This is a genomic window from Hymenobacter arizonensis, from assembly GCF_900115775.1.
Taxonomy (GTDB): Bacteria; Bacteroidota; Bacteroidia; order Cytophagales; family Hymenobacteraceae; genus Hymenobacter; species Hymenobacter arizonensis.
Window position 1 is genome coordinate 1,173,921 of sequence record NZ_FOXS01000002.1, and the last position, 26,115, is coordinate 1,200,035.

Consider the following 26,115-nt stretch of genomic DNA (forward strand, 5'->3'; position numbering starts at 1 on the left):
AACTCTCCTGTGCTACACAGGAGAGTTTTATCGCTAATAAGCGCTTGGCTATTCGATAACCAGTTTGCGGCCCGTGCCGGCTACTGCGAGCCAATAGGTGCCCGGGGGCAGGGCAAGGGGCAATTGCAGCGTGGGTGCTGCTAGAATCCGCCGATATACCACTTGGCCGATGCTATTAAAGAGGCGCACTTCTTGGTTCAGCAGGCGGGAGTCTGTTGTTTTTAGGGTGAGGTGATGACTGGCTGGGTTGGGGAATAGCTGCAGCGCCGAGGCAGGCACTCGCGGAGTGGCAGCACTCGTAACCACTGAGGCAAGGGCGCGGGCGGCGTTCACGCGGCCAAACCCATAGTACTGGTCCCAACCGGCAACATCTTCGCTGGGTTGGCCTATTTGGTCATCGGCCGTCGATTGCAGCGTGGATTTTACCTGCGCTGGAGTTAATTGGGGCCGGATGGTCAGCAACAGCGATGCGAGGCCGACAACGTGCGGCGTGGCCTGCGATGTACCGCCCCAATAGCTGTTGTAATTGGTATTAGAGGTGTGACTCAGGCCGTAGATGTAGTTGCCGGGTGCCACCACCGAAATGTGGGCGCCGTAGTTGCTGCCGCTGGTGGTACTCCAGAAAAACGGACTCGTGCGGGCGTCGTCGGGGTTAGTAGAGCCCACGGCGATGACGCCCGTCATGGCGGCCGGGTAGTAGGAGGTGCTGCTGTTGGTGTTCATGGTGCAGGCCACCACCACCACGCCTTGCTGGTTGGCAAAAGCGATGGCATCCTGCATGGCCTGCGAAAAAGAAATCCCGCCCATCGACATGTTGATGACGCGGGCGCCGTTGTTCACAGCGTAGAAGATGCTGCTTGTCCACCAGGAGTAGAATCCATTATTTTGGGAATCCAACGCTTTGCAAACCATTAACTTGCAGCCCCAATTCACACCTGCGTAGCCCAGTGAGTTATTGCCCGAAGCGCCAATGATGCCCGCAATGTTGGTGCCGTGGCCCTGGTCGTCGGTGGGGTTACTGGTATTGGATACAAAATTCCAGCCCTGCACATCGTCGATGTAGCCGTTCTGGTCGTCGTCAATGTTATTGCCGGGTATCTCCCGGCGATTGCGCCAAATGCGTCGGTCAAGCTCGGGGTGGTCGAGCTTGCAGCCGCTGTCGATGATAGCCACCGTGACGGAAGAGTCGCCGCGGGTGATGGCCCACCCGTCTTCCATGCTAATGTCGGCCCCGGCTCGGGCCGCGGAGAGGGTAAACGAACCCGTGTTTTTTAAGCCCCACTGGCGGTTATACAGGGCGTCGTTTGGCACGAAGCTTTGCACGCCGCCGCCCTGCCCAGCTGCGTCCAGCTCCACGTAGCGGAACAGGCCAGTTTGCTCGTAATCTTTAACTGCTTGCTGCACATCGGTGCCCGCAGGCAGGGTAATAAGATACATGGCCGGTGCCGCAACGGCCGCGCCCCGATTCTGGGGGCGGCCCGGGTTCAGGACCTGCACCTGCATCGCTCCGTGGCGGCGGTTCAATTGTTCAAATGCTTGCTCTTTGGCCGTGGCCGCAACCGGGCGGGCGGCTCCTGTAGCGGGAGCGAGGTCGTCGTTTAGTCGCACAACAAGGCGCGGGGCCGGCGCTACGGCCTGAGCATAAGCGCCAACTCCCAAGGTCAGCAGCAGAGCAAGCGTGGTAAAGAGTTTTTTCAAGTAGAAAGTAGAAAAGAAGTGGAAAATAGCTTCTGGTCTTGTAGCAAGCCAAAGCACAGTAGCGAACCGAAATATACATCTTGAGCTATCGATGTAGTGAGCGACCCAAGAAAACAAAAAGCTGCGGCAGCGAGGCTAATCTGGGAGGCCGTTCCAGAAAAAAGTAAAGCGCTAGCGAAGCGAGCTGCTTCTTTTGCCGCGACTTTTGTAGACTTTTTACTATTGACACACCCTGGCAAATGGATTTTATTGAACTGAGCGTTGAGGCGCCGCGCGAGCTGGCCGATATCCTGGTGGCCGAACTGGCTGAGGTAGGCTTCGACACCTTTGAAGACACCGATGAAGGCTTCCGGGCTTACACCACCGAAGATGTTTTCAACCCCGATGCGGTGGCCGAAATCATGAGCCGCTACGCTGGTATTGGCGAGCTCAACCACTCGCACCGCGTCATCACCCGCCAAAACTGGAACGCTGAGTGGGAGAAGAACTTCCAGCCGCTCATCATTGCGGAGCGGGTATCGGTGCGGGCGCCGTTCCACTCCGAGCCCGCTGGCGTGGACTATGACATCGTCATCATGCCGCGCATGTCCTTCGGCACGGGCCACCACGAAACCACGGCCCTGATGATAGAAAACCAGCTCGATGTGGACCATAAGGGCCTGCGCGTGCTGGACATGGGCACTGGTACTGGCATTCTGGCCATTATGGCTGAGATGCTGGGCGCCCGCCAGATTCTGGCTGTCGATACCGAGCCCTGGACCGTGGAAAATGCCCGCGACAACGCCGCCGAAAACCAGTGCCGTACCATCGAGTGCCGCTTGGGCGGCGTCGAAACCCTCGCCGAGGAAGAGCCTTTCGACCTCATTCTGGCCAACATCAACCGCAACGTCCTGCTCGAGGACATGCACGAGTATGCCCGCCTGCTGCCCAGCGGCCGGCCCATACTTTTCAGTGGCTTCTACGAGGAAGACCTGGCCAAGATTACGGCCGAGGCTACTAAGTGCGGCCTGCGCTACCAACGCCACCGCACGCTGCGGAGCTGGGTGTCGGCCATCTTCGAGAAAGAATAGGTGGGGCCTTCGGCCAGCTGCGTAGGTTGGCATCGTTCCCGGTAACGATTGCGCGAATAAAGGAGGCCTAAAAGGCATTTCCGGGCTGGTTCGGCTCATAATATTAGAATAAGATTGGTCGGGCTGCTGCCGCTATTTAGTAGCGGGGGTAGCTCGATTTTACTCTATTCTGACCTTGCCTCCCTGATGTTCTATTTCTCTACCCGCTGCTTCGTTTCCTCCATTAGCCGGTTAAGGCAGGCGGCCCGCTTAGGCTTCGGAGTGGTTGCTGCCCTGGCCGGCCTGGCAGCCACTGTGCCCGCACAAGCGCAGCAGTTGGCTTTTCCGGGGGTAGAGGGCGCGGGGCGGTTTGTGACCGGAGGACGGGGCCTAGCTGCCACGCCCACCACGGTATTTGAGGTGACCAGCCTGGCCGATACCAACGTGCCGGGTACGCTGCGCTACGCCATCAGCCAGCCGGCGTCGGCTGCATTGCACCGCACCATTGTGTTTCGGGTGTGTGGCACCATTCACCTCACGGACCGGATGAATATTCCGGCCAACACCACCATTGCGGGCCAGACAGCCCCCGGCGACGGCATCTGCATTGCCGACCGCCAAGTGACCGTGAGCGGCAACAACGTCATCATTCGGTACATGCGCTTCCGCCTCGGCGACCGGTACCCACAAATCACTAACATCGGCATGGTGAACGGCAATGGCGACGAAGACGCCCTCAGCAGCCAGGAGCGCAAGAACATTGTCATCGACCACTGCACCATGAGCTGGAGCATGGACGAGGCCTTCACGTTCTACGGCGCGGCCACCGACTCCATGACCCTGCAGTGGAACCTCATCAGCGAGCCACTGAACTACTCTTACCACTTCGAAACCGGCGACAACGACTACCAGCGCCACGGCTACGGCGGCATTTGGGGCGGGCGGCGCGCCAGCTTCCACCACAACTTGTTTGCGCACTGCCTCAGCCGCACGCCGCGCTGGAACGGCACCCGCTACGGCGCGGCCATTGGTGCGGAGAACTGCGATTTTCGCAACAACGTCATCTACAACTGGGGCTCGAACAACGTGCACGGGGGCGAGGGCGGCAACTATAACATCGTCAACAATTACTACAAGGCTGGCCCCAACACCAGCTCAGGCTCGCGCTTCCGCATCTGGAATCCTTACCGGCAAACCACCGCGCCGGTGTTGCCCTACGCCCAGGCATACCTGGCCGGCAACTACGTAGACGGGTCGCCAGCTAACACTGGGCGTAACTGGGTGGGCGTTACCATGCAGGGCGGTACCCTGGCCGATACGGTGCAATCGAAGGTGAGCACACCGTTCGACATGGCGCCTCTCAACACGCAGTCAGCCACCGATGCTTACGCCTCCGTGCTGGTCAACGTGGGCTGCGTGCTGCCCACCCGCGACGCCGTCGACCAGCGCATTATCAAGGAAGTGCAGGACCGCACCGGTAGCATCATCGACGTGCAGGGCGGCTTCCCGGCGCGTACGCCCTACAGCACCTCCCAGACTGCCTGGCCCGTGCTCAGTTGCGGCCCCGCGCCCGCCGACACCGACCACGACGGCATGACCGACGCCTACGAGCTGGCCAACGGCCTCGACCCCAACAACCCCGCCGACCGCCAAGGCATCGCCGCCAACGGCTACACCAACCTCGAAAACTACCTTAACGGCCTCGTGACCGTAGTGACCAGCGGCAAAAAAGCCACCGGCGCCATCGTGGAGCCGTTGCGCCTGTTTCCTAATCCCGCCAGCGAGCGGCTCACGGTGGAACACCCCCGGGCCAGCACAACGGCCGCGCTAGTGGTCTACAACTTCGTAGGCCAGCGCGTGGCCTCGTTCGTCCCCGCGGCTGGAGGTGCCTCCACCGCCGTAAACATCGGCACTTTGGCCAAAGGCAATTACCTGCTGGTGTACACCGATGCCAACGTGAGCCTGACGGCCAAGTGCACCCGGGAGTAGCCGCAAGCGGCTGACCAGGTAATAGTAAAGCAAAAAACGCTAGGTCCGGGCTTGTCAAAACAACTCTACCATGAGAAATGAATTCTACTTGGTGAGTGTGGTTCTCTTCGCTGCAACGAAGCGGTAGAGTTGCTTTGACAAGCCCGGCCTGACGTATTGATTGAATGCAGTGCTGCTAACCTACCAGCTTGGGCGCCGGGCGCGAAGACTCGCGTACCACCAAAGTGGTGGGCAGCTTCATGGTGCTGGGCCCCGTGCTCTTATGCTTGCGCTCGATGAGCTCAATGAGGCGTTCGGCGGCCAGCTGGCCTATTTCCAGTGCGGGTTGGGTCACGGTGCTCAGCGGCGGGTTCAGCAAGTGGGCCGACTGCGAGTTGGTGAAGCTGAGCAGCGCCACTTGGCCGGGAATGTCGACGCCGCGCTCGCGCAAGGCGGCCAGGCAACCCAGGGCCAGGCGGTCGCTGGCCGTGAAAAAAGCATCGGGTGGGGGCGAAAGCGCCAGCAGCTCATCTACCAGGGGGCCGGCCTCGTCGGGACCGAAGGTGCCGTAGCGCACCAAGTTTTCGTCGTAGGGCACTCCGTATTGCTCTAGGGCCGCACGGTAGCCCGCCAGCCGCTCCTGCGTGATGCTGAGGTAGGGCGGAATGGTGAGGTGCGCAATGCGGCGGCGGCCAGTTTGCAGCAGATGGGATGTGGCAGCGTAGGCCCCGCCGAAGTTGTCGGCCACTACCTTGGTCACGTCCACTTCGCTGGTTACGCGGTCGAACAGCACCAGCGGCATGCCTTGCTCGTGCAGGGCTTTGAGGTGCGCAACGTCGGAGGTTTCGCTGGAAAGCGACAGCAGCAGGCCATCGACGCGGCGCGACACGGCTTGCTGAATGTTGGCTACTTCCCGCTCGTAAGACTCGTGGGTTTGGAAGATAATGACGTGGTAGCCCCGGTTGTAAGCAATGGCTTCAATGCCGTTGATGGCCTGCGAAAAGAAGTTGTTCGCAATCTGGGGCACAATGACGGCCAGGGCCTTGCTGCTGCTGCCTTTCAGGCTGAGGGCAATGGGGTTGGGGCGGTAGTTGAGGCGTTCGGCGTACTCCATCACCAGCCGCTTGGTTTCGGGGCTGATTTCGTAGCTGTCGCGCAAGGCCCGCGACACCGTCGAAGTCGACAGGTTCAGGGCGTGCGCAATATCCTTGATGGTGACGGGGTCCAAGCGCTTTGACTAAGTGAGGTAGAGTAAACAGCTGTTCCAGTAGGCCAGTGGCTTTTCCTGAATGACCAGATTTAGCGGCGCGGCTGGTTTTTGGAAAGGGACCCGATGCGGGGCTCTGACCAGCGCCGATACCCTTGTGGAATGGGCAGCCGGCACGGCAGCACACACCTTCTGGAAATCTTTACCTAGCTAAATCTATTACAAGAGTAACAAATTTTGGCTAATTCTGAGCCGTTGGGCCATGTTGCTTCGCGGCGGCGCATTCAATTTGCTCTTGGCTTGCGCAGGGCAAGCGGCCGGCTTTGTGGCTTCGCCATCTTTGTGCCGTAATTTTCTGGTCGGTTTAAATTCTTAAACCACCCGTTTTCGATTGGATTGCAAACATGAAAGTAGTGCGAGTGAAAAATGGAGTGCTGGCGGCCCTGCTGGCTGCTGGAGTACTAGCAACGGCCTTCCGCCCCCGGCCCACCGAAGAAAGCCTGATGCAGCGAGTGGCCCGGCAGGTTGGCGAGTTTTACGCCGCGGCCCAGGGCGAGAAAGCCTACCTCCACCTCGACCGGCCCGTGTACGCCACGGGCGAAACCATCTGGTTTAGCGCCTACGTGGTCGATGCTTCCCAGCACGCACTCGATTCCGCTAGCCAAGTCTTGCACGTCGACTTGCTCTCGCCCGCCCGCAAGGTGGTGGCGCGCCGCACCCTGCGCCTGCAAGGCGGCCGGGCCAGCGGCGACCTGGACATTGCCGATTCCCTGGCCGCGGGTACCTACGTGCTGCGCGCTTACACCAACTGGATGCGCAACGCCGGCGACAATTTCGTGTACAGCCGCCGCCTGAGCATTTGGCCGGCCTCGCCCATTGGGCCCCAGGAACCCAGCCCCGATGCTTCCGGCAGTGCCTCCAAAGGCAAGGGCGCTGCCACGGCGGCCACCAAGCCCGATATTCAGTTTTTTCCCGAAGGTGGCTACCTGGTTGAAGGTCTGCCCGGCGTGGTGGCCTGCAAAGCCACCGATGCCAGCGGCCGGAGCATTGCCGTGAAAGGACAAATTCTGAACGCCCAAAAAGCCGTGGTGGTGCCGAGCTTCAGTACCCGGCACGCGGGCATGGGGCGCTTCATGTTTGTGCCCGGCAGCGGGCAGCGCTATTCCGCCCGCCTCACCCTGCCCGACGGCAGCACCGCCGAGTACCCCCTGCCGGCCGTGCAGCCCACCGGCTACAGCCTACATGTGATTGAAAACGCCGAAAACTTCCTGGTGGAAGCCCGCTACCGGGGCGTAGGTAACGCGCCCGCTCCGGGCCCGGTGCAGCTGCTTACCCAGGTGCGCGGCGTGGTGGCGTATCCGAGCGCCCGCACGCTCACGGGCAGCAACTCGGCCACATGGCAAATGCCTAAAAAGAACTACCCCAACGGCATCATTCATTTCACTTTGTTTGATGCCGAGGGGCAGCCGCGGTGCGAGCGGCTGGCCTTTGTGCAGAACACTGCCCCACTGCGGGTAACCGTTACGGCTGACCAGCCCAGCTACGGCGCCCACGCCCCCGTGCAGCTCTCGGTGCGCGTGGCCGATGCCGCGGGCCAGCCCGTGTCTACTTACCTCTCGGTAGCCGTGAGCGACGCCGGCCTGTCGGCCCTCGACCCCAATGCCGAAACCATCGCATCCAACCTGCTGCTGACGTCTGACCTAGTCGGGCACGTTGAAAACCCGGGCTATTATTTCCGGGAGCGAACGCCTGCCACGGCCCAGGCGCTCGACGACCTGCTGCTCACGCAGGGATGGCGGCGCTTTGTGTGGAAAGAAGTGCTGGCCGGCCAAGCCCCGCAACCCCGCTTCCTGCGCGAGAAGGACATCATGCTCACCGGGCAGGTAGTAAGCGCGAATGGCAACCGCCCCATTGCCAACAGCCAGCTGACCTTTATGCAAACCAGGCCTGCCCGCAATGTAGCCACCGGCTCCACTGATGCCGACGGCCGGTTCTCGTTCTCCGGCTTTCCGCTGCGCGATACGGCCATCATCACGTTGCAGGCCCGGCGGGCCCAGGGCGGTTCCAATGTTATTATTCGGCCCGATGATGGGCCGGTGCCCAGCACCCAGCCGCTGCCCACGTTGCCGTCGCTGACTGCCGCGCCGGCGGGAGTGGCGGCCTTTGTGCGACGCAGCCGCCAGGCCCAGGCCGCCGACCTGGAGCTTCACCCCGAAAAAGCCATGCGCAACATCCGGCTCGATAACGTGGCCGTGACGGCCAAGCGCGTGACCGTGCCCAAAGACGACCCCCGCCGCCTCTACGGGGCCACCGGCGGCACCGTAATTGATGTGGCAAATATGCCGGCTGCGCAGTCGGCGCAATCGGTGCTGCAGCTGCTGCAAGGGCGCGTGGCGGGTCTCACGGTCACCGGCAACCCACCCAATATGTCTGTGCAGATTCGGGGCCAGGGCACTCCGCTCTTCATTGTAGACGGCATGCGGACGGATGTTGAGATGGTCACCAATATTCCAACGGCCGATATCGAGTCGGTCGAAGTATTCAAGGGACCCGAAGCCGCCATTTTTGGCGGCACGGGTGGCGCTATCGCCATCTACACCAAGCGCGCCGACCCCAATTACAAGGGCGCCGATACCGGGCCCGCGCCCGGCATTGCCACCGTGAAGCTGCCGGGCTACTACCAAGCCCGCGAGTTCTACCAGCCTCGCTACAATGCGCTGCTCACCAACCCGCCCGCCGACCCCCGCACCAGCACGCTCTACTGGAACCCCGCCGTGCGCACCAATGCCCGCGGCGAAGCCGAGCTGCACTTCTTCACCGCCGACGGCAGCGGCAACTTCCAGGCTGTGGTAGAAGGCCTCAGCGCAACCGGCCAGCCCGCTCTGGGCACAGGCACGGTGGTAGTTAAAGGAAAGTAAAAGGAGCTTTCGAGTTTTCTAAGCATCAAAAAAGCCCCGCTGGTATTTCCGGCGGGGCTTTTCTGTGATTAGCGGTATATCGAGTGGCTGAGCTTTGCCATTGATTATAAGTAAACCGAGGAGAAGTTTGGCATAGAATCAGGGTGTGGTGTTGGGTGGGAATCCGGACCAAAAGTACACATTGCGCCACCTCGTAGCGCTGACTGAGCTGCTTTTATTTATGCAATCGATGCCGGGAGCCATAGCGGCCAGAATGCCTGAAAAACAAGCCCCTTCGCTTTTCTACTTTATGTGGCTTGGTGAATGATACCGAATGCTTGCCAACGCCAAAGTGCGGGGTTAATAACGATGAAAATGACCGGGAGCAGAATAGGGGAGTGTACGTTCAGAAAGTCAGCGCTTGGGCCTTGCGAGAACGTTCCCGGCATCGATTGCGCAAAAAAAGGTGCCTTTTCAAGCACATAAAAGGCCCTTGCGGTTCACTATTGGCCTAATATTGTATAGGGCGATACTGCCTTCACTCCCCGTGCTGCTAGCTGCCGGCGAGTGCAACTACTTCCTATAGCTCATGATGAAATCAACTTTGGTGCTACTGCTGGCCGGCATAGCGGCTTTCCTGACCTTGGCCTTTCGGCCGGCAGCCGAGCCGAAAACGCAGATTTTCCTGGTCGGTGATTCCACCATGTCCGAGAAGGCCGACCTGACCAAGCCTGAGCGCGGCTGGGGCATGGAGTTCGGGCAGTACTTCGATGGCAGCGTGACCATCCGCAACACTGCCGTGAACGGTCGCAGCACCAAAAGCTTCCTACGCGAAGGCCGTTGGGCCAAAGTGCTGGAAGAGCTCAAGCCCGGTGACTGGGTATTCATTCAGTTTGGGCACAACGATTCGAAAGCCGAAGACAGCGTGCGCTCGGCCCCGGCCCAGACGCTGTATCGCCAGCTCCTGACCAAGTATGTGCAGGAGGCCAAGAAAAAAGGCGCCAACCCGGTGCTGCTCACGCCGGTGGGCCGCCGCTACTTCGACGATAAAGGCAAGCGTAAAGACGACCACGGCGCATACCCCAGCGTAGTGCGCGAGGTGGCCAAGGCCCAAAAAGTGCCGCTGATTGACTTGCACGAAAAAAGCTGGGCCATGTACTCGGCAATGGGCGAGGAGGGCACGCGGCCACTGTTCTGGAGCTATTTGAATGGCTACTACCAGCCCAACCCGGTGGCGCCTGCCAAAAACGACAACACCCACTTTTCAGAATATGGCGCCACCCGCGTGGCTCAGCTAGTGGCCCAGAGCGTGAAGGAGCAAAACCTGGCCCTGGCCAGCCGCCTTGCCCGGGCGCCTTACGATGGCAAATACGCCCACGACCTGCCGGTGGTGCTGGAGCCTGTGTTCAAGAAAGACACCTTCAACCTGACCAAGTACGGCGCCGTGGCCGACGGCCAGACCCTCAACACCGAAGCTTTCCGCAAAGCCATTGACGCCTGCGCCGTGAACGGCGGCACGGTGCTCGTGCCGCGGGGCCTGTGGCTTACGGGCCCCATAGTGCTGAAAAGCAACGTGAACTTGCACCTGGCCACCGGTGCGCTGGTGCAGTTCAGCGCCAAGCCCCTCGACTACCCGCTGGTGAGCACCACCTGGGAAGGGGAGGAGGCCATCCGCAGCCAGGCCCCGATTTCGGGCGTCGACCTCACCAACATTGCCATCACCGGCAAGGGCACGTTTGACGGGGCTGGCGACGCGTGGCGCCCCGTGAAGAAGAGCAAGCTCAACGACAGCCAGTGGAAAACGCTGGTGGCCTCGGGCGGGGTGCTCAACGACAAAAAGGACTTTTGGTACCCTTCGGCCAGCTCCCTGAAGGGCAACCAGATGGCTGCTGCTGGCACCCTCCCCAAGGGCACCGACCCGAAGAACTTGGATGACATTCGCGACTACTTGCGGCCCAACATGCTGAGCCTGACGCGCTGCAAGCAAATCCTGTTCGAGGGCTTCACCATTCAAAACTCCCCGGCCTGGACCATTCACCCGCTGCTGTGCGAGAACATCACGCTGCGCAACGTGACGGCCAAAAACCCCTGGTACGGCCAGAACACCGACGCCCTGGACCTGGAATCGTGCCGCAACGGCGTGGTGGAAGGCTGCACTTTTGACGTGGGCGACGATGGCATCTGCATCAAGAGCGGCCGCGACGAGCAGGGCCGCAAGCGCGGCGTACCCACCGAGAACTTCATCATCCGCGACACGAAGGTGTACCACGCCCACGGCGGCTTCGTGATTGGCTCGGAAATGTCGGGCGGGGCCCGCAACATCTACGTCAACAACTGCACGTTTATGGGCACCGACGTGGGGCTGCGTTTCAAAACCGCCCGCGGCCGCGGCGGCGTGGTGGAGAACATCTTCGTCGATGGCGTCGACATGACGGACATCGCCGGCGAAGCCATTCTGTTCGACATGTACTACGCGGCCAAAGACCCCGTGCCGCTGGCCGGTGAAAGCACCGCCCCACCCGTGATGAAAGCCGAGCCCCTTAACGAAGGCACCCCGCAACTGCGCGGCTTCCGAATCCGCAACGTGACGTGCAAGGGCGCCACCACCGGCATTCTGGTGCGCGGCCTGCCCGAAATGAGCATCAAAGACATCAGCCTCGAAAACATAGTGCTGGAAAGCAAGAAGGGCCTGGTGTGCCAGGAGGCCGAAAACATTCGCCTGAAAAACGTGACCCTGCTGTCGACGGATACTGCGCCCGTGATGGAAGTGCAAAACAGCCGCAACATCGCGCTCGACGGCATCCGCTACACCAACGGTGCCGACCTGCTACTTCGCGTGACTGGTGACCGCAGCAAAGACATTCGTTTGGCGAACACCAACACCAAGCAGGCCAAGAAGGACGTGGAGCTAGGCCAGAAGGTGGCCAAGAAAACGGTCGTCATGGCCAAGCGGTAATGGCTTTTGACAACCGGTTTATTTGAGAAGGAACGTCATGCAGAGCGCAGCGAAGCATCTCGCGTGCTACCACTAATCTTATCGATTGAGTCACTATCGCACGCGAGATGCTTCGCTGCGCTCTGCATGACGTTCTATTTTCATCTATGAAAACCAACTCTCGTTTCCTGCTGCCACTGCTGGGCCTCGCGCTGCTGGCTGAAACCGCCGCGGCACAAACTCCGCAATCGGCAGCGCAGGTCGTGCCCATGTCGCAGCGCATGGCCGATTCATTCATCAGCTGGCACCCCGACTCCATACTCATCGGCAACCGCAAAACGGTTCGCTGGGACTACGAGCAGGGCCTCATGATGCGGGCGATGGAGCGGGTGTGGCAGCGCAGCGGCGACCCCAAGTACTTCACGTACATCAAGAAGGACCTCGACCAGTTTGTGCAGAACGACGGCACCATCCGTACCTACAAGCTGGAAGATTACAACCTCGACAACCTTACCACGGGCCACGCCCTGCTGCTGCTGAGCCAGGTTTCCTTGCCCAGCAACGGCAACGAGAAGTACATCAAAGCTGCTCAGCTGCTACGCAAGCAGCTCGATGGCCAGCCCCGCACCAAGGCCGGCGGCTTCTGGCACAAGAAAATCTACGAGAACCAGATGTGGCTCGATGGCCTGTACATGGCCGAGCCCTTCTACGCCGAATACAGCCAGGTTTTCAACCAGCCGGCCGGGTTCGATGACATTGCCAAGCAGTTTGCCCTGATTGAGAAAAACCTCGTCGACTCCAAAACCGGCTTGCTCTACCACGGCTACGACGAGAGCCGCCAGCAGCAGTGGGCCAACAAAACCACCGGCCAGTCGCCCCATTTCTGGGACCGCGGCATTGGCTGGTACAGCATGGCCCTGGTCGACGTGCTCGACTACTTCCCCCAAAACCACCCCCAGCGCCCGGCCATTATCAAGGCCCTGCAGCAGCTGGCGCCCGTGCTGGCTAAGTACCAGGATTCCAAAACCGGCACCTGGAGCCTGGTGATGAACCAGGAATCCCGCAATGGCAACTACGCCGAAGCTTCGGGCTCCAGCATGTTTGTGTACGCGCTGGCCAAGGGCGTGCGCATGGGCTACCTCGATAAGAGCTTCGCGAAGGTGGCCCAAAAAGGCTATGACGGTTTGCTGAAATCCTTCGTGGCCACCGAGCCCACCGGCGCGCTGGCCTTCAACGGCACGGTGAGCGTGGGCGGCCTGGGCGGCAAGCCCTACCGCGACGGCTCCTACGAGTACTACCTCAGCGAGCCGCTGCGCAAAAACGACCTGAAAGGGGTGGGCCCCTTCATCCTGGCCAGCACCGAAATGGAGATTGCCGCCGAGAACAGCGCCGGCCAAAACAAGACCGTGGGCCTCGACTACCATTTCAACCACGAAATGCGGAAAAACCCCATCACCGGCGAGCAGGAGCAGTGGCACTACACCTGGGAAGAGCGCACCCACGGCGGCTTCTGGCTGTGGGGCAACCAGTTCCGGGAACTGGGCGCCAAAACCGTGGCCGTGCCCGCGGCCCCCACGGCGGCCAGCCTCAAAAACCTGAGCGTTTACATCATCGTGGACCCCGACTCGCGCAAGGAATCGCCCAAGCCCAACTACATCCAGCCCGCCGACACCAAGGTGATTACGGAGTGGGTGAAGGGCGGCGGCACCCTGGTGCTTTTCGCCAACGACACGGCCAACTCGGAAATCAAGAACTTCAACCTGCTGGCTAAAAACTTCGGCGTACAGTTCACCGACGAGAGCGTGAACATGGTGAAGGGCGACCAGTTTGAGCAGGGTAAAGTGGATTTGACCTCCGGCAAAACCGTGTTCAAAAACGCCAAAAAGGCCTACGTGAAGGAGCTGGCGGTGCTGTCGGCCCAGGCGCCGGCCCAGCCGCTGGTTACTGACGGCGGCAAGGTTATCATGGCCACGGCCAAGCTGGGCAAGGGGCGCGTGTTTGTCCTCGGCGACCCGTGGCTGTACAATGAATACGTGGACGGGCGCAAGATTCCGGCCGAATACCAGAATTTCCAGGCTGGGAAAGACCTGGCGAATTGGCTCCTGACTGCCAAGTAGCGACCCACAGTAGGAATTGTAGTGCGGAGGCTATCGGAAACGTTTCCGACAATTAATGCGGGTAAAAATCAAAGTTTTTCTTTCAGAAGCGGTTTTTTTAGCGGAACATTACCTTCCCATAGCTTCGCCGCTAGTGCGCTATTCGGCGCGCTGGTGAGTTGCAGCAATAAAATACCCACTCTGCTAAATGAACAAGCTCGACACGATTGATTACATCGTATTCTTCGTCTACTTCATCATCGTCTCCGGATACGGCATCTGGATTTACCGGCGCAAAACGGGCCACGACGGCACCATTGAAGGCGATTCCAAAGACTACTTCCTCGCCGAAGGCTCCCTGACGTGGTGGGCCATCGGCTCCTCGCTCATCGCCTCCAACATCTCGGCCGAGCAGTTTGTGGGCATGTCGGGCTCGGGTTTCAAAATGGGCCTGGCCATTGCCACCTACGAATGGATGGCGGCCATCACGCTCATCGTGGTGGCGGTTTTCTTCATTCCGGTGTACCTCAAGAATCGCATCTTCACGATGCCGCAGTTCCTGAGCCAGCGCTACAACGGCACGGTGGCCATGATTATGGCCATTTTCTGGCTGGCGCTCTACATCGTGGTCAACCTGACGTCGATTCTATACCTCGGCGCCATTGCCATTAGCAGCATCGCCGGCCTCAACCTCGAGTTCTGCCTCTACATGCTGGCCGCGTTTGCCGTGCTCATCACCCTGGGCGGCATGAAGGTGATTGGCTTCACCGACGTTATTCAGGTGTTCTTCCTGATTCTCGGCGGCCTGGCCACCACCTACCTCGCCCTCAACCTCGTGGCCGAGCACTACGGCCAGTCCGGCGTGCTCAACGGCTTCAACCTGATGACGGCCCAGGCCGGCGACCACTTCCAGATGATTTTCAAGAAGGACAACCCCAACTTCATCGACCTGCCCGGCATGACCGTGCTGCTCGGCGGCATGTGGATTGTGAACCTGAATTACTGGGGCTGCAACCAGTACATCACCCAGCGCGCCCTCGGTGCCGACCTGCCCACGGCCCGCGCCGGCATCCTGTTTGCGGCTTTCCTGAAGCTGCTCATGCCCGTGATTGTGGTGCTGCCCGGCATCGCGGCCTACGTGCTGTTCAAAGCCGACGTGTTCGGACCGGCCGAGTTTGGCTCGGGCGCCGACCTGAACCCGGACCGCGCCTACCCGGTGCTGCTCAACATCCTGCCAGTTGGCTTGAAAGGCCTGTCTTTTGCGGCCCTCACGGCGGCAGTAGTGGCCTCTTTGGCTGGCAAAGCCAACAGCATTGCCACTATTTTCACGCTTGATGTCTATAAGAAAGTCCTCAATACCGAAGCTTCGGAAAAGACGCTGGTGAAAGTGGGCAAGATTTCCGTGGTCGTGGCCATGATGTTGGGCGTACTCATTGCGCCGCACCTGGGCATTGATAAGAAAGGCGGTTTCCAGTTCATTCAGGAGTATACTGGGTTTGTGTCGCCGGGCATATTTGCTATGTTTATTCTCGGATTTTTCTGGAAGCGGACCACGTCGACGGCGGCGCTGTTTGCCACCATCGGCGGCTTCCTGCTGTCGGTGCTGTTCAAGTTTATGCCCACTTTCGTCGACCTCTCGTTTCTGGCTCCGCTTGGCTTTGCAGTTAAGCCAGAAGGCTCCAATATTTACGAAATCCCATTTCTTGACCGCATGGGCTTTGTTTTCATTCTGTGCGTGTTGGGCATGGTGATGATTAGCCTATTTGAAACCAACCGGGGTGTGAAAACCAAAGGGCTGGAAATCGATGCCAGCATGTTCAAGCCACAACGCAGCTTTACCATTGGCGCCATGATTATCATGGTTATTATTACCACGCTCTACACGGTTTATTGGTAGTCAGTCCACCGGGTTCTAATAGGCCGTCATGCTGAGCGGAGCCGAAGCATTTCGTGTGTACTGATAAACTCAATCGACTGGATTAGTTACAGCACGCGAAATGCTTCGGCTCTGCCCGGCATGACGGTTTTTATTTTGTTTATTCTGCACCTCTTTCACTATGAAATTACTCCGCTACGGCCCGCCCGGCCAGGAAAAACCAGGCATCCTGCAAGGCGACCAGCGCTACGACGTATCCACGTTTGGGGAAGATTACAACGAGGCGTTTTTCGAGAATGACGGCCTGGAACGACTGGCCGAATTTGTGGCGGCCAACGCGGGCAACCTGCCCGTAGTAGCTGCCTCCGAGCGCCTGGGCCCACCCGTGGCCCGGCCCTCCAAAATTCTGTGCATTGGCCTCAACTACTCCGACCATGCCCGCGAAATGAACCTCGCGGCCCCCACCGAGCCGGTGTTGTTCATGAAGTCGACCACGGCACTGGTTGGGCCTTTCGATGATATTATTATCCCCAAAAACTCAGTGAAAACCGACTGGGAAGTAGAGCTAGCCGTGGTCATTGGCAAGCGCGCGTCCTACGTGGCTGAGGCAGATGCCGCGAACTACATTGCCGGCTACATGCTGCACAACGACGTGTCAGAGCGCGAGTTTCAGATGGAGCGCGGCGGCACCTGGACCAAGGGCAAGGGCTGCGACACCTTCGCGCCCATGGGCCCTTTCCTGGCCACACCCGATGAAATGGGCGACGTGAACAACCTGCGCCTGTGGCTGACCGTGAACGGACAAACAATGCAGGACGGCAACACGGCCAACCTCATTTTCAACGTTCCCTTCATCATCTCCTATGTCAGCCAGTTTATGACGCTGCTGCCCGGCGATGTGATTTCGACGGGTACGCCCGCGGGAGTGGGCTCCGGCTTTAAGCCACCCGTGTACCTCAAGCCCGGCGACGTGGTAGAGCTGGGTATCGACAACCTGGGCTCGTCGCGCCAAGTGCTGAAAGCCTACCAAGCGTAGGCCCCTGCTTTATTCTTTTTTCTTCATCTCATCTGTCATGCTGAGGTACGAAGCATCCTATCACGCCACAACGGACCGTTGCGTGCAGATAAGATTTTTCGTGCCTCAACGTGGCAGCCAGCGTTACTCATTTCGCTTTGCGATATGTTCTATCTGATATGAACACCCATTACAAGCGGCTGCTATATTTCTTCTTGCTCTTCGGCATGGCTTTGCAGGCCGAAGCTCAGTCGACCCTGTCCCAGGTGTGGGTGCCTGACCTAGGGGACGGCACTTACAAAAACCCGGTGCTCTATGCCGATTATTCGGACCCCGACGTGGTGCGGGTCGGCACCGACTATTACCTCACCTCGTCGAGCTTTAACTCCGCGCCCGGCCTGCAAATTCTGCACTCCAAAGACTTGGTAAACTGGACCATCATCAGTGCCGTTTTTCGTGAGCAGCAACCAATAGCCGAGTTCCAAAAGCCTCAGCATGGCAACGGCGTGTGGGCGCCCGCCATTCGCTACCACAACAAGCAGTTCTACATCTACTACCCCGACCCGGACCACGGCATTTATGTGACCCGCGCCAGCAACCCTGCCGGCCCTTGGGAAACCCCCAAGCTCATCAAAGAAGCCAAGGGCTGGATTGACCCCTGCCCCCTGTGGGACGAGGATGGCCAGGCCTACCTCGTGCATGCCTTTGCCGGCAGCCGCGCCGGGTTCAAGTCCATCATTGCGGTGTCGCGCATGAGCCCCGACGGCTTGCAGCTCATTGGCGACGACGTGCTGGTGTTCGATGGCCACGCCAACCACCCCACCATCGAAGGACCGAAGTTTTACAAGCGTAAGGGCTACTACTACATTTTTGCGCCTGGCGGCGGCGTCACCACAGGCTGGCAAACTGTGCTGCGTTCCAAAAGCGTGTTTGGTCCTTATGAAGACCAGATTGTGATGGACCAGGGCAAAACAACCATCAACGGGCCTCACCAGGGCGCTTGGGTTGATACCCCCGACGGCAAGGAAGACTGGTTTCTACACTTCCAGGACCAGGGTCCGTATGGCCGGGTGGTGCATCTGCAGCCCATGGTTTGGAAAAACGACTGGCCCGTAATCGGCGCCGACCCCGATGGCGACGGCAAGGGCGAGCCCGTGCTCACCTACCGCAAGCCCAAGGTACCCGGGGCAGCCCAGCCGCTGGCTACCCCGGCCACATCCGACGAGTTCAGCGCCAACTCGCTGGGCTTGCAGTGGCAATGGCACGCCAACCCCCAAATGGGCTGGGCCTACCCAAATGGCGCGCAAGGCTTCCTCCGCCTCTACGCCGTGCCCCTGCCCACCGGCTTCAAGAACTACTGGCAGGTGCCTAATCTGCTGCTGCAGAAGTTGCCGGCCGAGACTTTCACCGCCACGGCCAAGCTCACCTTCACGCCCCGCGCCGATGGCGAAAAAGTGGGCCTGATGATGATGGGCCTCGACTATGCCTACCTCTCCGTAACGAGCCAGGGCGGGCAGTGGCGCATTGCCCAGAACACCTGTCGCAACGCTGAAAAGCTAACGCTGGAAACTGGCACGGTGCCCATAGTTACGCCTCCGGCCAAAGGGCCACTCTACCTGCGGGTGCAGGTGCTGGCCGGCGGCAAGTGCCGCTTCAGCTATAGCATCGACGGCCAGCAGTTTGAGAATGTAGGAGAAGTGTTTCAGGCACGAGAGGGAAAATGGATTGGGGCCAAGGTCGGTCTGTTCTGTAGTCGGGTCGGCAAGACCAACGATTCCGGCAATGCGGACGTGGACTGGTGGCACATCGAACCCTAGTCCGCGAATCCATCCTAGTTGACCATATCTGGCGGCCGCACTTCTTACGAGGTGCGGCCGCTTTTGCTATTGTTGCTTCAGGTTTTGGGTGTTGTTGCCTACCTGTAAAAAGATTTCAGACTGAAAGCGTGCATTAGAGAAGTGGTAGCTGGTTGCCGACAGTTCGTGGCATTTTAAAGTGGGTAGATATGACTGAGCCGAATTGTTAGTCATAGTTTCCTGTGATGCGAAAAGGACGCTTTATCGGTAAAATACAATAAACTGAGGCTATTACATTGGCTTGCTTACAGAGCAGATATTTAGCGTTTTCTGTTAAGCAGAGGCATATTATTGGGAGTGAAAGAGGAGAAGTTGAGCGATGGCATCGTTCCCGGCAACGATTGCACAAAAAAAGATTGTCCAACTCTTGTTTTCGGGACTTGCTGCATGAAACCTTTAAGTAGCAAAACCGCCCTCGACAGCACCGCGGCTTTGGTTTTGTCTACTTACTCGTCTCCGCATCGTCCTTCTTTATGACTGCATTCTCTTCCGCTTTTAGTTTGGCCGGCAAGCGCGCCCTCGTTACCGGGTGCGACCGGGGTATCGGACAGGCCATTGCCTTGGGCTTGGCCGAAGCCGGCGCCGACATCATCGGTGTTTCGGTACACATGCCCCAGGGCGGCGAAACGGAGCAGGCAGTGCAGGCCATGGGGCGCGGGTACCGCGGCTACCAGGCCGACTTTGGCGAGCGCGAGTCGTTGGATAGCTTCATCAAGCAAGTGCAGGCCGATTTTCCGGTCATTGACATTCTGTTCAACAACGCCGGCATCATCCGCCGCGCGCCAGCCGCCGAGCATTCCGACGACGATTGGGACGCCGTGCTGACCATCAACCTAGACGCGCCGTTTCGGCTGGCCCGCGCCATTGGTGCGCAAATGCTGCAGCAGGGGAGTGGCAAAATCATCTTCACGGCCTCGCTGCTCACCTTCCAGGGGGGCATCAACGTGCCGAGCTACGCGGCCAGCAAAGGCGGCGTGGGCAGCCTGGTAAAGGCCCTGGCCAACGAATGGGCCAGCAAGGGCATCAACGTGAATGCCATTGCCCCCGGCTACGTGGCTACCGACAACACCGCCGCCCTGCGGCAGGACGAAGAGCGCAGTGCCGCTATTCTGTCGCGCATTCCGGCGGGGCGCTGGGCCCTGCCCACCGACTACCAAGGCCCGGCGGTGTTCCTGGCTTCGGCCGCTTCCGACTACGTGCACGGCACCATCCTCACCGTCGACGGCGGCTGGATGGGACGGTGATTTCATTTAACAGTTATCAATTAGCATTTAACAATGTGATGTTATTTGTTGATTGACAATGTGTTGAACTTGAATACTGGTTGGCCAGACGGTCTGTTAAATGTTAATTGATAACTGTTAAATGAATACTCGTTTCGCTATTGGCCCCCGGGAAACCGCCACTCTGAACACCGCAGGAATTCGGGAGCATTTCCTGATTGAAAGCCTGTTTGTGGCCGGGGAGGTTAGCCTCACCTACACGCACTACGACCGCATGATTGTGGGCGGGGCTCAGCCCGGCGATGCGTCGCTGGCCCTGCCGTGCCCGGAGTCGTTGAAAGCCAATTTCTTTCTGGAGCGCCGCGAACTGGGCGCATTGAACGTGGGCGGCGCCGGCACCATCACGGTCGATGGCCAGGCCTACGAGCTGGGCAACCAGGACTGCCTCTACGTGGGCATGGGAGCTAAGGAAGTGACGTTTGCCAGCGCCGACGCGGCCCACCCGGCCAAATATTACCTGCTCTCGGCCCCGGCCCACCACGCCCACCCCACCGCGCGCCGCACCCAGGCCGAGGCCACGCCCGTGGAAATGGGCGCCGCGGAAACGGCCAACGAGCGCACCATCTACAAATACATCTACGCCGAGGGCATCCAAAGCTGCCAGCTGGTGATGGGTCTCACCCAACTCAAGGTCGGCAACGTGTGGAACACCATGCCCAGCCATACCCACGACCGGCGCATGGAAGCCTACCTCTACTTCAACCTGCCCCCGGGCCAGCGCGTGCTGCACCTGCTGGGCGAGCCCACCGAAACGCGCCCGCTGTGGGTGAGCAACGAGCAGGCCATTCTCTCGCCGCCGTGGAGCATCCACACCGGCTGCGGCACCAGCGCCTACGCCTTCATCTGGGGCATGGCCGGCGAGAACCGCGAATACACCGATATGGATGCCGTGCCCCTGGAGGCCCTGCGCTAACCAATTTTTTAACCTCCCACCCAAACTTTAAAAAGATGAAAAAACATTTTCTCCTGCTTTGGCTGCTGCTCTTGGGGAGCATCGGACTGGCAGCGGCGCAAAGCCGCCAAGTTCAGGGCGTCGTGAAATCTGCCGAGGGCGAGGGCCTGCCCGGCGTGACGGTGCTAGTGGAGGGTACTACCAACGGCGCTTCGACCGGCGGCGACGGCGGCTACAGCCTCACCCTGCCCGAAGCCGGCGCAGCGGCGGCCAAGCTTCGGTTCAGCTACGTGGGCTTTGTGGCCCAAACGGTGCAGGTGGGCAGCCAGTCCACCATCAACATCACCCTCGCCTCCGACAGCAAGCAACTCGAAGACGTAGTGGTGATTGGCTACCAGGAGGTGCAACGCCGCGACGTGACCGGCTCGGTATCGTCGGTGAGTGCCCAGCAGATTAAGGACATTCCCGTAAACTCGGCCGCTGAAGCGCTCACGGGCCGTTTGGCCGGTGTGCAGCTGACCAGCGCCGAGGGCACGCCCGGCAACCCCGACGTGCAGGTGAGGGTGCGGGGCGGTGGCTCCATCACCCAGGACAACTCGCCGCTCTACGTAGTGGACGGCATTCAAATTGAAAACGCACTGAACGTAATTTCTCCCCAGGACATCGCCTCGGTTGACGTGCTGAAGGATGCTTCGGCCACGGCCATCTACGGCGCCCGCGGCGCCAACGGCGTTATCATCATCACCACCAAAAAAGGTTCGGAAGGCCGCACCACGGTGACCTACAACGGCTTTGCCGGCGTACGCAGAATTGCCCGGACGCTGAACGTGTTGGAGCCCGAGGATTTCCTGAACTACCAGTACGAGCGTTCCCGGCTGGTAGGGGCTACGGGCCCGGGCTCGCTGGCCTCGTTTAAGAACTTGTACGGCAGCACCAATTTCAACAGCGACACCCTGCAGCGTGCCCGGAACTCGCCGTTCGTGAACTGGCAGGACGAGGTATTTGGTCGCACCGCTTTCCAGCAGACGCACAACGTATCGGTGGCCGGCGGCGCCAAGGGCACCACCTACGCGCTGAGCCTGACCCACAACGATGAAGAAGGCATTCAGCGCGGCTCTGAGTACACCCGCAACCTGCTCAACTTCCGCTTCGACACCAAGGTGAGCGAGAAGTTTCGCATCGGCCTGAACACACGCTTCAACGACCAGGGTACCCTGGGCACGGGCACGGGCTCGGCGTTGGGCACCTCCTCAACGGGCCAGACCGTGAACACCGGCTCCAGCACCACCTCGCGCCTGCGCAACTCCATCCAGTACCAGCCGCTGCTCGTGCCCAAAATCAACGGTTCCGTGCCCGACCCGTCGGACTTCGACTCGGACTTTGCCGATAACTCGGGCCTGGTAAACCCAGTGGTTACCATCGACAACGAGTACCGCAAAGACAAGCGCCGCACCCTCAACATCGGCGCCAACGCTTCTTATCAGATTGTGAAAGGCCTGACCTTCCGCACCACGGCGGGTTTCGACATCACCGACATCAACCTGAGCACCTTCAACGGGCGCTACTCGCCCACGCTGCGCTCGGCGGCGGGGGGCTATTCCAACCTGCCGTTTGCAACCATCACGACTATTCGGCAGACCACGTTCAACAACTCGAACGTGCTGGATTACAACTTCAAAGCTGGTCAGCACGCGGTTGGGGTATTGATTGGTGAAGAAACCTACCAGCAGCGCGCCGAACAGATGTATATCCAAACCAACTTCCTGCCGGTGGAAATCACGGCGGAGCGGGCGCTGGCCAACATCAACCAAGGCGTGATTCCGGCCGGCCAGACGGCGCAGCCCATTCTGCCGGGTACCAGCGTGCCGGTGGACTATCGCCAACTGTCCGGCTTTGGCCGCGTGACCTATTCGTTTGCCGATAAGTACTTGTTCACCGGAACATTCCGCGCCGATGGCTCGTCGAAATTCCCTCCCGGCAAAAAGCTGGGCTTCTTCCCCGGTGCTTCGGCGGCCTGGCGCATTTCCCAGGAGGAGTTCTTCAAGAGCGTGCCTACCATTTCGGACCTGAAACTGCGCCTGAGCTACGGCCAGGCCGGCAACAACCGCATCCGGGATTTCCTCTACAACCAGCTTTTCCAGGCGGCTACGGCCCCCTACGCCCTCAACAACACACTGGTGCTCGGCTCGTCGGCCACGAGCCTGGCCAACCCCAACCTCATCTGGGAATCGACCACCACGCGCAACCTGGGCTTAGACCTGGCCTTGCTGGATAACCGGGTGCAGTTCACCGCCGACGTGTACTACAACACCACCAGCGACCTGCTGCTTGACAAGCCGGTGCCTGCCTTCATCGGCTACACCTCCCAGCTGCAAAACGTGGGCTCGACTTCGAACCGCGGCCTGGAGCTGCAGCTGACCGGCACCGTGCTTCGCAACGAGAACTTCAGCTGGACGGCCACGGCCAACGCCTCGTTCAACCGGGGCCGCATTGAGAGCCTGGGCGGCGACCAGCAGGAAATTCTGGGCATCACCTCGGGCTGGGGCGGCACCGCCCTCACCCAGGACTACCTGGCCCGCGTGGGCCGGCCCGTGGGCGAGATGTACGGCTACGTAACCGATGGCTTCCTCACGGCCAATGAATTCTCGGGCTACGTAGCCCCTGGCACCGCTACCGGCAGCACCGCCAACGCGTGGCGGCCCCGCGCCGACGTCACCTTTGTGGACAACCTGGGCCTCATCGGCGAGACGGCTTACCGGCCGGGCTTGGTGAAATTCAAAGACCTGAACGGCGACGGCAAGATTGACGCCAACGACCAGACGGTGATTGGCAACGCCAACCCCAAAATGGTGGGCGGCCTGAACCAACAGTTCTCCTATAAAGGATTTGACGCCAGCTTGTTCCTCAACTTCGTGCTGGGCAACGACGTGTACAACGCCAACAAGATTGAGTTCACCACGAACACGGCCAACACGTCCTTCAACAACGTGCTGGGCATCATGGGCGACCGATACCGCCTCATCGAAGCCGATGGCTCGCCCATCACCACGATTGACCGCCTGAACGAGGTGAACCAGAACGCCTCCATCTGGACCCCCACCCGGGGCCTGGTGTTCCACTCCTGGGCAGTAGAAGACGGCTCGTTCCTGCGCATCAATAACCTGACCATGGGCTACACCCTGCCCAAGGCCCTGACGAGCCGTGCCAAGATGCAGTCCCTGCGTTTCTACGTGACGGGCAGCAACCTGTACACCTTCACCAAATACACGGGGTATGACCCCGAGGTGAACACCCGCCGCGCTACCCCGCTCACTCCGGGCGTGGACTACGCCGCCTATCCCCGCAGCCGCGCCTTCATTTTCGGCGTGAACCTGTCGCTTTAATTCCCACCCGTTTTTCGCCCTCTATATTATGAAATCGTTTCATTCTTTTGGCCGGTTTTTGCTGGCTACAGTGGCGCTTGCCGGCACCGCCGGGCTGGTGTCCTCCTGCAAAGACTATCTTGAAGTAGAGCCCATTGCGCTGAACACCACGGAATACACGTTCAGCAACGTGAGCGGTGCCACCGCGGCCATCATCGGCGCCTACGACCCACTGTCGGGCGACTACGGCTACGGCCAGCGCGTTAGCCTGTACTTCCCCCTGGATTCCGACGAGCTGATTGGCTCGATAGGTGCGCCTTCTGACGCCCGCCGCCAGATTGCCCGCTACGCCGTGCAGCCCAACAACGACGACGTGACCCGGTCCTGGAACCAACTGTACCAGGGCGTGGAGCGCGCCAACATCTGCATCGACCAGATTCCAAAGATGGCGCTGTACACGAGCGGCAGCGCCGCCGACGTAGCGGCCCTGCGCCGCCTGCACGGCGAAGCCCTTACCCTGCGTGCTCAGTACCTATTTGAACTGGTGCGCAACTGGGGCAACGTGCCGGTGCAATTCACCCCAGCCGTCTCGGGTCAGAATTTCAACCTGCCCAACTCCGACAGCAATGGTACCCTGGAGCGCCTCGTGGCCGACTTGCTGCTGGCCTCCGACCTGTTGCCCTGGCGTTCGCAGGCCGGTGCGTTCAACGAGCGCATCACCAAGGGGGCCGCTAAAGCCCTCCGGGCTCGCATTGCCCTGTACCGCGGCGGCTTCTCACTGCAAGGAAACCAGATGACGCGCCCCAGCGACTACCTGAGCTTCTACCGCATTGCCCGCCAGGAGTGCGCCGACCTGATGACCACCAGCGCCCGCCAGGAGCACAACCTAAACCCTAGCTTCCTGGAAACTTTCAAAAGCATGAACGAGCTGCGCCCCGAGGCAGCCAACGAGCTCATTTTCCAGGTGGGCCACGCCACCGCCACGGGAGCTTCGGGCAGCAAGCTGGGCTACTACAACGGCCCGCGCCTGCAAAACCCCTCCAGTGTTTACGGCTCTTCGCAAGGCGGCGTCACCATCGTGCCCACGTACTTCTATGCTTTCGACTCGACCGACCTGCGCCGCGACGTGACCATTGCCTCCTACGGTATGGCTGCTACCGGCACCGTGCAGATTGGCGTGGCCCTGACGGCCGCGGCGGATGGCAAGTGGCGCCGCGACTGGCACATCCCGCCCGTGACGGGCTCGGTGAACTACCTGGACTACAACTGGCCCATCATCCGCTACGCCGACGTTCTGCTGATGTTTGCCGAAACCGAGAACGAAATCGACGGTCCCACCCAAGCGGCACAAAACGCGCTGTTGGACGTGCGCAGTCGTGGTTTCGGTGGCAACCGTGCCTTGGCTACCTCTACGCTGACGCGGGGAGGGTTCAGCCTGGGTTCGAAAGCGAGCTTCTTCACCGCTTTGGTAAACGAGCGCTACCTGGAGTTCGGGGGCGAAGGCATTCGCAAGTATGACCTGATGCGCTGGAACCTGTTCGAAGCCAAAATGAACGAGACGAAGGCCAACATCGAGAAGCTGGCCCTGGGCCAGGCACCCTACAACAACGTGCCGCTGTACCAGTACTACCGCATCCCGACGGCTCCCTCGCTGGCCGTGCAGCCCGTGCAGTGGACCCGCTCGTTCTACAGGCCCTCGCCCACGCCCAACGCAGCGCCCACGGGCACCGCTCGGGTCGACTGGCGCCAGGCCATCACCGCGGCGTACGTCACCAACACCAAGCCGTCCGGTACGACCTACACCCTGTCAGGTACCACGGCTCCGCTGACGAGCATTGGCTCGGGGTTGGCCGCGCAGTACTTGCCCGGCCGCGGCAAGGAATTGCTGCCCATTCCGCAGGCTACCATCAACGCTGACCCCGCCCTGAAGCAAAACTTCGGCTACTAAGCCGCCCCGCTGTCAACGCTGCTTTCCAACTCC

Annotated in this window: 14 protein-coding genes; 12 read left to right on the forward strand and 2 right to left on the reverse strand. The window is 60.2% G+C overall.

The features are described from left to right. Positions 1 to 48: 48 nt before the first annotated feature. Positions 49 to 1,698 (reverse strand): S8 family serine peptidase, encoded by a 1,650-nt coding sequence (locus BMZ66_RS11365; RefSeq protein WP_092672648.1) that lies wholly within the window; start codon positions 1,696 to 1,698, stop codon positions 49 to 51. Positions 1,699 to 1,937: 239 nt separating this feature from the next. On the opposite strand from BMZ66_RS11365, the gene prmA reads away from it, so the two are divergent. Beyond that, positions 1,938 to 2,768, forward strand: coding sequence for a 50S ribosomal protein L11 methyltransferase (gene prmA, locus BMZ66_RS11370; RefSeq protein WP_092672651.1), 831 nt, complete (start codon positions 1,938 to 1,940; stop codon positions 2,766 to 2,768). Positions 2,769 to 2,954: 186 nt separating this feature from the next. Continuing rightward, entirely contained in the window at positions 2,955 to 4,736 is a 1,782-nt protein-coding gene (locus BMZ66_RS11375) for a T9SS type A sorting domain-containing protein (protein WP_177204694.1), read from the forward strand. A gap of 175 nt (positions 4,737 to 4,911) precedes the next feature. Here BMZ66_RS11375 and BMZ66_RS11380 read toward each other — a convergent pair whose 3' ends face one another. Continuing rightward, positions 4,912 to 5,943, reverse strand: a complete 1,032-nt coding sequence (locus BMZ66_RS11380; protein ID WP_092672654.1) for a LacI family DNA-binding transcriptional regulator — start codon at positions 5,941 to 5,943, stop codon at positions 4,912 to 4,914. Between the two features lie 383 nt (positions 5,944 to 6,326). On the opposite strand from BMZ66_RS11380, the gene BMZ66_RS11385 reads away from it, so the two are divergent. The 10 genes from BMZ66_RS11385 (at position 6,327) to BMZ66_RS11430 (ending at position 26,082) form a co-directional block, all read left to right on the forward strand. Further along, positions 6,327 to 8,840: a TonB-dependent receptor gene (locus tag BMZ66_RS11385; protein ID WP_092672657.1), complete on the forward strand. Its 2,514-nt coding sequence runs from the start codon at positions 6,327 to 6,329 to the stop codon at positions 8,838 to 8,840. A gap of 568 nt (positions 8,841 to 9,408) precedes the next feature. After that, positions 9,409 to 11,775, forward strand: coding sequence for a glycosyl hydrolase family 28 protein (locus BMZ66_RS11390; RefSeq protein WP_369407591.1), 2,367 nt, complete (start codon positions 9,409 to 9,411; stop codon positions 11,773 to 11,775). 146 nt (positions 11,776 to 11,921) lie between these two features. Beyond that, positions 11,922 to 13,871: a glycoside hydrolase family 88/105 protein gene (locus BMZ66_RS11395; protein WP_092672662.1), complete on the forward strand. Its 1,950-nt coding sequence runs from the start codon at positions 11,922 to 11,924 to the stop codon at positions 13,869 to 13,871. A gap of 187 nt (positions 13,872 to 14,058) precedes the next feature. Beyond that, positions 14,059 to 15,747, forward strand: a complete 1,689-nt coding sequence (locus tag BMZ66_RS11400; protein ID WP_092672665.1) for a sodium/sugar symporter — start codon at positions 14,059 to 14,061, stop codon at positions 15,745 to 15,747. A 160-nt stretch (positions 15,748 to 15,907) separates the two neighbouring features. Further along, positions 15,908 to 16,762, forward strand: coding sequence for a fumarylacetoacetate hydrolase family protein (locus BMZ66_RS11405; protein WP_092672668.1), 855 nt, complete (start codon positions 15,908 to 15,910; stop codon positions 16,760 to 16,762). A gap of 158 nt (positions 16,763 to 16,920) precedes the next feature. After that, on the forward strand, positions 16,921 to 18,558 hold the full coding sequence (locus BMZ66_RS11410; RefSeq protein WP_092672671.1) for a glycoside hydrolase family 43 protein: 1,638 nt from the start codon (positions 16,921 to 16,923) through the stop codon (positions 18,556 to 18,558). A gap of 512 nt (positions 18,559 to 19,070) precedes the next feature. Further along, positions 19,071 to 19,841 (forward strand): 2-dehydro-3-deoxy-D-gluconate 5-dehydrogenase KduD, encoded by a 771-nt coding sequence (gene kduD, locus BMZ66_RS11415; protein ID WP_092672674.1) that lies wholly within the window; start codon positions 19,071 to 19,073, stop codon positions 19,839 to 19,841. 121 nt (positions 19,842 to 19,962) lie between these two features. Further along, positions 19,963 to 20,793 carry a 5-dehydro-4-deoxy-D-glucuronate isomerase gene (gene kduI, locus BMZ66_RS11420; RefSeq protein WP_092672677.1) on the forward strand — a complete coding sequence of 277 codons (831 nt, stop codon included), beginning with the start codon at positions 19,963 to 19,965 and terminating at the stop codon, positions 20,791 to 20,793. Between the two features lie 35 nt (positions 20,794 to 20,828). Further along, positions 20,829 to 24,155 (forward strand): SusC/RagA family TonB-linked outer membrane protein, encoded by a 3,327-nt coding sequence (locus tag BMZ66_RS11425; RefSeq protein WP_092672680.1) that lies wholly within the window; start codon positions 20,829 to 20,831, stop codon positions 24,153 to 24,155. A gap of 28 nt (positions 24,156 to 24,183) precedes the next feature. Further along, positions 24,184 to 26,082 carry a RagB/SusD family nutrient uptake outer membrane protein gene (locus tag BMZ66_RS11430; RefSeq protein WP_092672683.1) on the forward strand — a complete coding sequence of 633 codons (1,899 nt, stop codon included), beginning with the start codon at positions 24,184 to 24,186 and terminating at the stop codon, positions 26,080 to 26,082. Positions 26,083 to 26,115: the final 33 nt, after the last annotated feature.

Coding starts and splice junctions, on each gene's coding strand:
- prmA (WP_092672651.1), top strand. CDS start 1,938: ATGGATTTTATTGAACTGAGCGTTGAGGCGCCGCGCGAGCTGGCCGAT.
- BMZ66_RS11375 (WP_177204694.1), top strand. CDS start 2,955: ATGTTCTATTTCTCTACCCGCTGCTTCGTTTCCTCCATTAGCCGGTTA.
- BMZ66_RS11385 (WP_092672657.1), top strand. CDS start 6,327: ATGAAAGTAGTGCGAGTGAAAAATGGAGTGCTGGCGGCCCTGCTGGCT.
- BMZ66_RS11390 (WP_369407591.1), top strand. CDS start 9,409: ATGATGAAATCAACTTTGGTGCTACTGCTGGCCGGCATAGCGGCTTTC.
- BMZ66_RS11395 (WP_092672662.1), top strand. CDS start 11,922: ATGAAAACCAACTCTCGTTTCCTGCTGCCACTGCTGGGCCTCGCGCTG.
- BMZ66_RS11400 (WP_092672665.1), top strand. CDS start 14,059: ATGAACAAGCTCGACACGATTGATTACATCGTATTCTTCGTCTACTTC.
- BMZ66_RS11405 (WP_092672668.1), top strand. CDS start 15,908: ATGAAATTACTCCGCTACGGCCCGCCCGGCCAGGAAAAACCAGGCATC.
- BMZ66_RS11410 (WP_092672671.1), top strand. CDS start 16,921: ATGAACACCCATTACAAGCGGCTGCTATATTTCTTCTTGCTCTTCGGC.
- kduD (WP_092672674.1), top strand. CDS start 19,071: ATGACTGCATTCTCTTCCGCTTTTAGTTTGGCCGGCAAGCGCGCCCTC.
- kduI (WP_092672677.1), top strand. CDS start 19,963: ATGAATACTCGTTTCGCTATTGGCCCCCGGGAAACCGCCACTCTGAAC.
- BMZ66_RS11425 (WP_092672680.1), top strand. CDS start 20,829: ATGAAAAAACATTTTCTCCTGCTTTGGCTGCTGCTCTTGGGGAGCATC.
- BMZ66_RS11430 (WP_092672683.1), top strand. CDS start 24,184: ATGAAATCGTTTCATTCTTTTGGCCGGTTTTTGCTGGCTACAGTGGCG.